This is a genomic window from Paraburkholderia sp. RL18-085-BIA-A, from assembly GCF_046027075.1.
GTDB lineage: Bacteria > Pseudomonadota > Gammaproteobacteria > Burkholderiales > Burkholderiaceae > Paraburkholderia.
This window is the reverse complement of sequence record NZ_JARESU010000245.1, coordinates 1-7,401: the sequence shown is the minus strand read 5'-3', so window position 1 is coordinate 7,401 and position 7,401 is coordinate 1. Positions and strand designations below refer to the sequence as shown.

12 protein-coding genes and 1 pseudogene are annotated in these 7,401 nt (G+C 59.6%); 4 read left to right on the top strand and 9 right to left on the bottom strand.

Translation table 11 applies throughout. From position 1 onward, the window contains the following. Positions 1-132: 132 nt before the first annotated feature. Both P0D89_RS49860 and P0D89_RS49855 read right to left on the bottom strand, forming a co-directional pair. A complete protein-coding gene (locus tag P0D89_RS49860) occupies positions 133-390 on the bottom strand; it encodes a DUF1427 family protein (protein ID WP_408379198.1) in 258 nt (85 codons plus the stop codon). 110 nt (positions 391-500) lie between these two features. Continuing rightward, positions 501-1,154, bottom strand: coding sequence for a hydrolase (locus P0D89_RS49855; protein WP_408182907.1), 654 nt, complete (start codon positions 1,152-1,154; stop codon positions 501-503). Positions 1,155-1,520: 366 nt separating this feature from the next. On the opposite strand from P0D89_RS49855, the pseudogene P0D89_RS54750 reads away from it, so the two are divergent. Next, positions 1,521-1,595, top strand: a pseudogene (locus P0D89_RS54750) (IS6 family transposase); the annotation flags it as partial. 61 nt (positions 1,596-1,656) lie between these two features. Here the strand turns inward: P0D89_RS54750 and P0D89_RS49850 are convergent. Then, positions 1,657-1,914, bottom strand: coding sequence for a hypothetical protein (locus tag P0D89_RS49850; protein ID WP_408370347.1), 258 nt, complete (start codon positions 1,912-1,914; stop codon positions 1,657-1,659). Between the two features lie 646 nt (positions 1,915-2,560). Here P0D89_RS49850 and P0D89_RS49845 point away from each other — a divergent pair. From P0D89_RS49845 to P0D89_RS49835, 3 genes are all read left to right on the top strand, one after another. Beyond that, a complete protein-coding gene (locus tag P0D89_RS49845; protein ID WP_408379196.1) occupies positions 2,561-2,971 on the top strand; it encodes a hypothetical protein in 411 nt (136 codons plus the stop codon). After that, complete coding sequence (locus P0D89_RS49840) at positions 2,940-3,725, top strand: hypothetical protein (protein ID WP_408370350.1); 786 nt, start codon at positions 2,940-2,942, stop codon at positions 3,723-3,725. Before P0D89_RS49845 ends, P0D89_RS49840 begins: the two co-directional genes overlap by 32 nt. A gap of 147 nt (positions 3,726-3,872) precedes the next feature. Continuing rightward, positions 3,873-4,541: a hypothetical protein gene (locus P0D89_RS49835; RefSeq protein WP_408379194.1), complete on the top strand. Its 669-nt coding sequence runs from the start codon at positions 3,873-3,875 to the stop codon at positions 4,539-4,541. A 174-nt stretch (positions 4,542-4,715) separates the two neighbouring features. Here P0D89_RS49835 and P0D89_RS49830 read toward each other — a convergent pair whose 3' ends face one another. The 6 genes from P0D89_RS49830 to P0D89_RS49805 form a co-directional block, all read right to left on the bottom strand. After that, the gene (locus P0D89_RS49830) at positions 4,716-5,018 is read right to left on the bottom strand and encodes an SOS response-associated peptidase family protein (protein WP_408379200.1); all 303 of its coding nucleotides are present in this window, start codon (positions 5,016-5,018) and stop codon (positions 4,716-4,718) included. Continuing rightward, positions 4,999-5,403, bottom strand: a complete 405-nt coding sequence (locus P0D89_RS49825) for an SOS response-associated peptidase family protein (protein WP_408370354.1) — start codon at positions 5,401-5,403, stop codon at positions 4,999-5,001. Before P0D89_RS49825 ends, P0D89_RS49830 begins: the two co-directional genes overlap by 20 nt. A 14-nt stretch (positions 5,404-5,417) precedes the next feature. Further along, the gene (locus tag P0D89_RS49820) at positions 5,418-5,900 is read right to left on the bottom strand and encodes a hypothetical protein (RefSeq protein WP_408370356.1); all 483 of its coding nucleotides are present in this window, start codon (positions 5,898-5,900) and stop codon (positions 5,418-5,420) included. Between the two features lie 107 nt (positions 5,901-6,007). Beyond that, complete coding sequence (locus tag P0D89_RS49815) at positions 6,008-6,316, bottom strand: H-NS histone family protein (protein ID WP_408370358.1); 309 nt, start codon at positions 6,314-6,316, stop codon at positions 6,008-6,010. Positions 6,317-6,560: 244 nt separating this feature from the next. After that, positions 6,561-6,755 carry a YqaE/Pmp3 family membrane protein gene (locus P0D89_RS49810; RefSeq protein ID WP_114158394.1) on the bottom strand — a complete coding sequence of 65 codons (195 nt, stop codon included), beginning with the start codon at positions 6,753-6,755 and terminating at the stop codon, positions 6,561-6,563. Positions 6,756-6,845: 90 nt separating this feature from the next. Then, entirely contained in the window at positions 6,846-7,334 is a 489-nt protein-coding gene (locus tag P0D89_RS49805) for a hypothetical protein (protein WP_408370360.1), read from the bottom strand. Between the last annotated feature and the right edge of the window lie 67 nt (positions 7,335-7,401).

The following is a 7,401-nucleotide window of genomic DNA, read 5'->3' as shown; positions in this document are numbered from 1 at the left end:
TGACGATCGTCTTGAGGTCGGATCCGTCGGGATTGATCGAGTGAATGCGGCCACCGCTCAATTCGAGGAAAAACAATCGGCCGGAGCGGGTCGCGTCCGCGGAAACATTCGTTCCGCTGATTCGGGGCAGGGTCATCGTGTGTCCTTTCGGGTCATTGCCATTGGAAGAGAGATTGAATGTTGGGCGCGACTGTGTACCGCCGGGTAGCGGTCTCGTCGATCATCGCGAAGGGATCGGAAGACCAGCGGGCGGCGCCAAAGAACTACCTGCGATACCGAAGTCACGAGATTTTTTGATGCTGGTTGGCAGGGCGAAGGACGGCTATTACATGGGCTATAGATGACGCCGACGAGGGCGCCGGCTCCGAGGGAGAGCAGATAGAGCTTCATGGGTGTGCTGTCTTCGCTTCGTCGGGTTCGGGTCGGGAACCGGAGGCGGCCCGAGCGTTACGCCGGGCCGCCTACCGCGGTTCAGATGGCGGGTGTGGCGCGTCCGGGGATCAGTGGGCCTCGCTGCCGCCGAACATCGTCTTCGCGTAGACCAGGCCGAGCCCATAGCCGCCGCCATGCTCGATCGCGGTGGCAACGGTCTGGTTGTAGGTCTCGCCGCGCGCCCAGTCGCGTTGCAACTCGAGCAGATATTGCAGCGAGGTCATCGGGTGTGCGCCTGCCTGGATGATTCGCTGCATCGCGCGCTCGTGCGCTTCTTCGGTGACGTCGCCGCACGCGTCAGCGATCACATACACTTCGAAACCCTGGTCGAGCGCAGACAGCGCCGGACCGACGATGCACACGCTCGTCCACAGGCCCGCGAACACAAGGCGCGGCTTGCCGATGGCGTTCACGCGGTCGGCGATGCGCGGGTCTTCCCAGGTGTTCATCGAGGTGCGGTCGATGATCGCCTCGTCGGGAAACACCGAACGGATCTCGTTGAAGATCGGACCGGAGAACGACGCCGCGGCAACGGTTGTCAGGATCGTCGAAACGGAGAACTCCTTCGCCGCCTTCGCCACCAGCGCGGCATTGTTGCGCAGCACGACCGGGTCGATCGACTTCGTGGCAAAGGCCATCTGCGACTGGTGGTCGATGAGGATCAGCGTGTGATCGGAAGGGGACAGCAGCAGCTTTCCGGGCCTGGCTTGAGCTTGGGGCATCATCGTTTCTCGGTTGGAAGTAGTGGACACGCGGCGTCTCGCGGCCCGGACGTATCTTGCGATAGCACGTTCGATAAAAAAATCCCCTTGTCGGGGGACGTCTAGCGCAAGGCGGGGGATAGTCCTTGGGAAGTCCTACTCGCCGCGGGAATGCTTGGGAGACATGCCGTATCTCCGCGTCAGGTAGCGGTTGAGGGACCTCAGCTTGCGACAGTCTTCCAGATCTAAACGGTCAAGCGATTCTTGATCGCTGACGGCATATGCCCTCAAAGCACGCCGCTTCTCCGGCTAACTCAATCGCCTCAATTGGGGTAGATGCGTCAGCGGCTCTGCCACGTTGGCGAGGTGGTCGCCTAAGATTGCAAGATGGAGAAGACAAAATCGCTTTATCACGGTTATCGGTTTCCCGCCGCAGTCATCAGCTGCGCCGTGCGCTGCTTCGGCGCGCAGGTACTCGTACGCGGCAGCGTCGCCCGCTGTTTCCTGAATGCACCGGAACGCATCAACGATCGGGCCGTCGGCCTTCGCCCTTGATGAGCCGGGCAACCGTGCTGGCCTTCTCGCCGAGCATGACCTCGATGTCCTGCGGGATTTGGATCTGGTCGAGATCCTCTGCAAGACTGCGATGGTCGTACTCGTACGGCAAGAAGCACTTGCGATTTCGCGCCGGCCATCTGCCCTTTGCGCCCACTGTATAGTTCTTTTTCTCAGCCGCTTGCTTCCTGCGTGGTCGGAACACCACGTACTGGCGGAACACCAAATCCGCAGCGCCTGGCGAATGAGGCAATCCGCCTCGCTCTCCAGCAGGAGCCCCATCATGATCTCCTCCGATCCGGGCGTCAGCCCGCTGCGCCGGCGCATGATTGACGACATGCGCATGCGCAAGTTCGCACCCTGGACCCAGACCGCCTAGCTTTCGCGACTTCAACCGTGCCGGAGCACTCCGCGGTTTCCTCCTTCAGGTTTATTCAACGCCTGCCCGCATGCGCAGTCACGCGCTTGCGAGCCCGCGGACTTGGGCGGGCGTCGAACAAATAGATGACTTGTCCTCGAGTGACGGCACGGAATGACCGTTCCACTCAGATACCTGCCTTTTCAACTCCGACTGGTCGACTGGCAGCAACGGGTCCGGGTACAGCCGGTCGGCGTACGAAAGCAAGGTCTCGACGTGATAAGCCGGATTGACCCGGTAGCGCGGTCTCTCCGAACGCGATCCTAGAACGTCGATGCGTGCGTGTATGCTGGCGGTCCATCCAGTGCAAGCACATTCTGTGGTCTTGTCCGTTTTTCGTTTTGCGGGGATGGACAGGTTGGTTTTCTGCAAGCCACTGAATTTACAGGATTATTCAGTGTCCATTTGCCTTTAACTTTTCCGGAGAGATTGGACCTCTGACGATGTCTGGACGATGCTCGGCTGTATGGGGGATTCTTCGCTCGGATTCCAGAGCCCGCTCGCGCCGGCGACCATCGCAAGGCTTTCGGATATCTATCGCGCCGGCAATGGCGGTGTCTGCGGTGTCATAGCAGGCGAGAGCGGCGCGCGTGCAGCGTGCGGTTCGAGGTTCGGATGCGCTTTCTGCGGCGTTACAGGCGCTCGCGACAAGTCTATGGAGTTCATGGTCCAGGAGACGGAGCATGCGCACCTGAAGCCGCTGAATGAATTCCGTAACTACCTGCTCGCGATCCAGTGGGACCTGTCCCGCCGTGAACTCGTAGGCAGGACGTTAAGTGATGTGGGGTACACGCGGATTCAGGCGGATACCTATGGGTACTGGGAGCGGTTGAGTGCTGCGTATGCTGCTGTCGATCGATGCTGACGAGCGGGACCGCGCAGAGCGACATTCGGGCGAGTTGGCGTCGGGGCTTATTGCCGACACCGAACACAACCGGATGCTGTGCGATCCGCAGTTCGAATTCGTCACGCCGCGGCAGCTTGTGGCGATCGATTTCTTTCTGTCTATGCACCACTACGCGCCCCATGCGTTTCCCGCGCTCGCTGTGTGGCATGACGTGAACGTGCTTGGTCGCAGATATGCGGTTCCTGATGTTGAGCCCAGGCCAAAGGCGGACATCGTGCTGCATGGCTGGTATCCGGTGGATCAGTATGACCGCGAGGCGCCTACTGTGGGTCTCCGTGATTTCAACGCGGAGCAGTGGAATCGCTATCGGCATCCCGAGCGTGCCGGCTGGTACGCGCGTACGTCAGCAGGCGAGCAAACGGTGTACTTCCAGGAAGCCTCGCAGTTCGACGTTGATGCGGAAGCCGCTTGCGAGTTTGTGACCTGCACGTACGACACCGCGTTCATGCTGAGAACGCAGCATCACGATGCACTGGAGTCAGCGCGTTTCTGGCTGAACGAGGGGATGGTGAGACTGCCCGTCGGCATGGCCCAGCGATATCAGGAGATGGCAAAGCGCGGGCAGTACTTCAACAGGCTCGCGCAGCGTTTGAATCTGACACCTGATGAGTTGGATCTTCACCTGATCGCTAACAGCATCAGTGACGCGGCACACATGGCGATGCTGAAACCGGTATCGCCGCAGTTTGACCTGTTTGCCGTCGCAGCCTGATTGCTGTGCGGCAGTAACCTTTCCAACGTCCCCGGGGCTAACGCCTCGGGGATTTTTTTTGAACGCTCCTCTCAGCGCTGCGTCCCACGATTTCAAGTATTCCAACGCAGTGCCGATAAGGCGGGAAGAGACGAAAAAAGGCGATAAATGGACATCGAAATTGCGTACAAGATCGGCGCTCTGCTCATCGGCGTTAGCGGGGTAGGCAAGCTGCTATATGACTTCCAAATCAGTCAGCGAGGAAGGATGCGCGACGAGTACAAGTTCGCTCGCGAGTTCCTTGAGGAAGCGTCGCGAAACAGCGCGATGCATCCGTTCCTGAGGGAAAAAGGTTATCAGGCAATAGCCGGCACCACGCGTCTCACCGCAGACGAGATCGAATATTTGCTGTCGCTCAAAGGTGCTCCCGGCGCCCTGAAAGACTACATTTTAGGCAGATATTACCTAGGTCATTTCCCGCAGCACGGGGATCTGCAGATCGATTTCAAACCGCGTTACAGGAAGCCGTGGCCACGACGGCTGCGCAAGTGGACGTATACCGGCGCATATGGCGTTCTTTCTTTCGTCGCCTTTGTGCCATTCATCTTTTCGCGGCTGCTTTTCAAACAGCCCGGCGAGGTGCTTATCGCTTCAGTGATAGCGCTACCGATTTGCCTGCCGTACGCGTGGTCCTGCCTGCGGTCGGCGATTCGGATAGATCGGGCTGAGAAGCTCGTCGCAAATCAGGACAAACATACGCAAAAGATCTTGGTGAACCAGCGCGTGCTGGGTGGGCGAACGGCCGCCGACGGATCTATCGTTCGGCGCGTTCAGTAGCGTGGTGCGGCCGCGGCAGCAAAGCGGATGGCGGATGTCTCGGGGCAACGCTAGAGTTCGCCGACTGGTAGCAGCGGACAATCACCGCGTTGAGGGGGCTGTGCCGCCAAAGCGGCCGCAGAACTTTTCTTTCGACCTTTTGCACGGAGCAAGCGTGGAACCCGAAGTGCCCACTCAGATAAGGGATGGTTGTTCGCCGTCTCCTGCCGCGCCTGCCGCGCGCTTCCGCGGCGGGAGCGGGTGCGGCTCCGCCTGCAACGCAGCGGCTGGTAGCAATCGCAGAAAAGTTCTTGCCTCGTCAGTGCTGGTACACGAAAGCCAGTCGAGGTGTTCGGATTTGGGAAGCACTACAACGCCGCGCTTCTCCGCGCCAGGCTTGTGGAACCGCTTCATCAACGGATGCTCGTCGGCATTCAAGGTAAGCATCGTCATCGAGAGCGTCTGTGAGCCGTCCGCGTTATCCCATGTGCGCCACAGGCCGGCGATAGCGCAGGCGCCTTCGTCGGCCAGGCTTAATGCGCCAGCGTACAGGTTTGCCAGTCTCGTACGAAGGCTCGTAGAACCGGCGACAAGGTACCAGTGCGAGTTGAAGCCGGTTCCAGGCGCCACTAAAGCTCCGCTTCTGACCCACTGTTTCGCTGCGCGCGTTCATCGTGTCGAAGACCTTGACGCCAGGCGGAATCCGCTCGCGGGGAATCATGCCAAAACTCGCAGCGTCGGTCGATAGCTGACCGGCGACGCGTCGGAGAATCGGAGCAGCGTAATCCTTGTATATATCGCTGCGATAGTCGAATGACGGTTCAGGAAACAGCCTGAACGTTTCGAATTCGGTCTTGCCAGGCGCTTCGTAACTGGTACACATGGCCTTTTCCTCCGTCAATCGATGGGTTCAGGGATAGGGGAGCGTTCCGATCCTTTCAGGAAAGCGAGAAGGCGCCGCTCGGCGCTTTCGTACTGATGCAGCGGGGCGGTCCGCAGTTGGGCGTCGTGGAGGGCGAGAATCGCTGTGAACGTAGAAACCGACTCCTCGTCGAGCGACCAGCCGTCCTGCTCACTGCTTTCATGTGCCTTCATCAGCGTGAGTTCCACAACGCACTCGGCGACCTTGAAGAGTTCGACCGGCGCGTCGCCATAACCGGCGCACTGAAGGAACCACGTCATATAGGTCGCTCGTGTGAGTTCGTTGACGATGCGACGGTTCCCGTGGCCCCGACGCCAGCCGTCCAGCGCCACGTGACAGGAGAGGGACCGGTCGCGCGCCAGTGCGGCGTTCATCGGCAAAAGCTTCGATTTGGTAAGTGGCCTGCGCGCCATCTTTTTGTCGCCCGCGCGCTTTCGGCTTGACGCCATTCTGTTCATCGCTCCGTTGGATCGCCCGCCACAAGTCAGCGGGCTTCACGCAATGGTAGCAGCATGGAAACGGGTGCCTCGGCGGCCAACCGGCTATGCGCTGCTGGGTTTGCGGGTCAAGACGCGGGTGACGCAATCTCAAATGCGGTACGGGCTTTGCCAGCTAGCCAGCCGGGCGCGCGTCCGCGGCCACTCCAGGTGGCCCCGCTCGACGGGTCTCTGTACTTCGGTTCTTGCGTCCCGCCCGTCCTGACGCGCGATTGACGACCGCCCAGCGCCTGCTGAAGGTCGCGCAGTGAGATGCACCACTCCTTGATTTTTGCCTGGATCTCGCGAATCGCCGCAGCCTTTTCACGGGCGAGCGCTATGTCGATCTGAAGGTCCAGTGCTGCGAGCTCTGCCTTGAGCTTGAGGTAACTCGACATCTATTTCTCCTATGCTTTCGTTGGCAGGCGGTGCTCTGCCTGAGCCGCTTCGAGGCTTGCGAACTTGCCCCGGTGGTCGCGACCCTGCCAAAGCATGAAATGCGATACGCCTGCGACGACGTATCGCCCAATGGACCAGCCGCTTGCGTGCGACCAGCCATAGGGCGAATCCTGCTTCCATTCCGTCTGTGTATCTACATCAGACATGCTGTGTCTCGTGAGCTGAGCGCGTTAAGTGGCTGATTCAACCGCGAGACCCGAGCGCGCGCTCGATCTTCTGGTCGGTCTTGTACTGGCTCAGCGCATAGACCGACCAGATTGCAGCCGGAATCCAGCCAATCAGTGTAATCTGCAGCAGCAGGCAGATGATTCCCGCAAAAGGGCGGCCGATAGTAAAGAACTGCAGCCACGGGAAAACGAGAGCAAGCAACAAACGCATTTTGATCCTTGTGTGGTTAAGGTAAAAAACTGCCAGCGACTCGCTGGCCATTGGGCGAACGCTCGCCACAAAGCGGTCGTGGAACGCACGTCAGTCAGCTGAGCGGCCATCGTTGTCGCGCATGCAACGGAAATACTGCGGGTCTTCTTCCTCGAGACGCTCCAGTTTTCCGGTGGCGGCAAGCACGGCCTGCAACGGCACCTGATGCATCATCCGGTCGTACTCGTTGACGATCGCTGTCAGGGCGTCGCAAAGCGCGGCAGGCACTGACCAAGGCTCCGTATCCTTGCCTTCTTCCAGTAAATGAACAATGCGCCGGCCAGTGTCTCGAATCATGTCCAACGATAAGGCGCCTCGCCCTTCGGCCGTCAGCATCTCAGTGAGCAGGATCACCGACTGCAGGTTGAGCAATGCTGTTTCATCGCGGTGGCCTGAGCGGATCACTTCAAGGCCAACGCGGATATGCAGGACTATGCGGTCTGCCTCGGCGCGTGCAAGCGGTGACGTTTGCAGTCGCTTCTTTGTGGCCTGCTCGGCGCTCGCGTTGGCCAGCTTCCTGCGCTTTTTCGATACGGGCATTGATGTGTTGCGTCGAAGACTTACTCACACATCAGAAATATAGCGGACAGATTGATGCCTAAAAAAA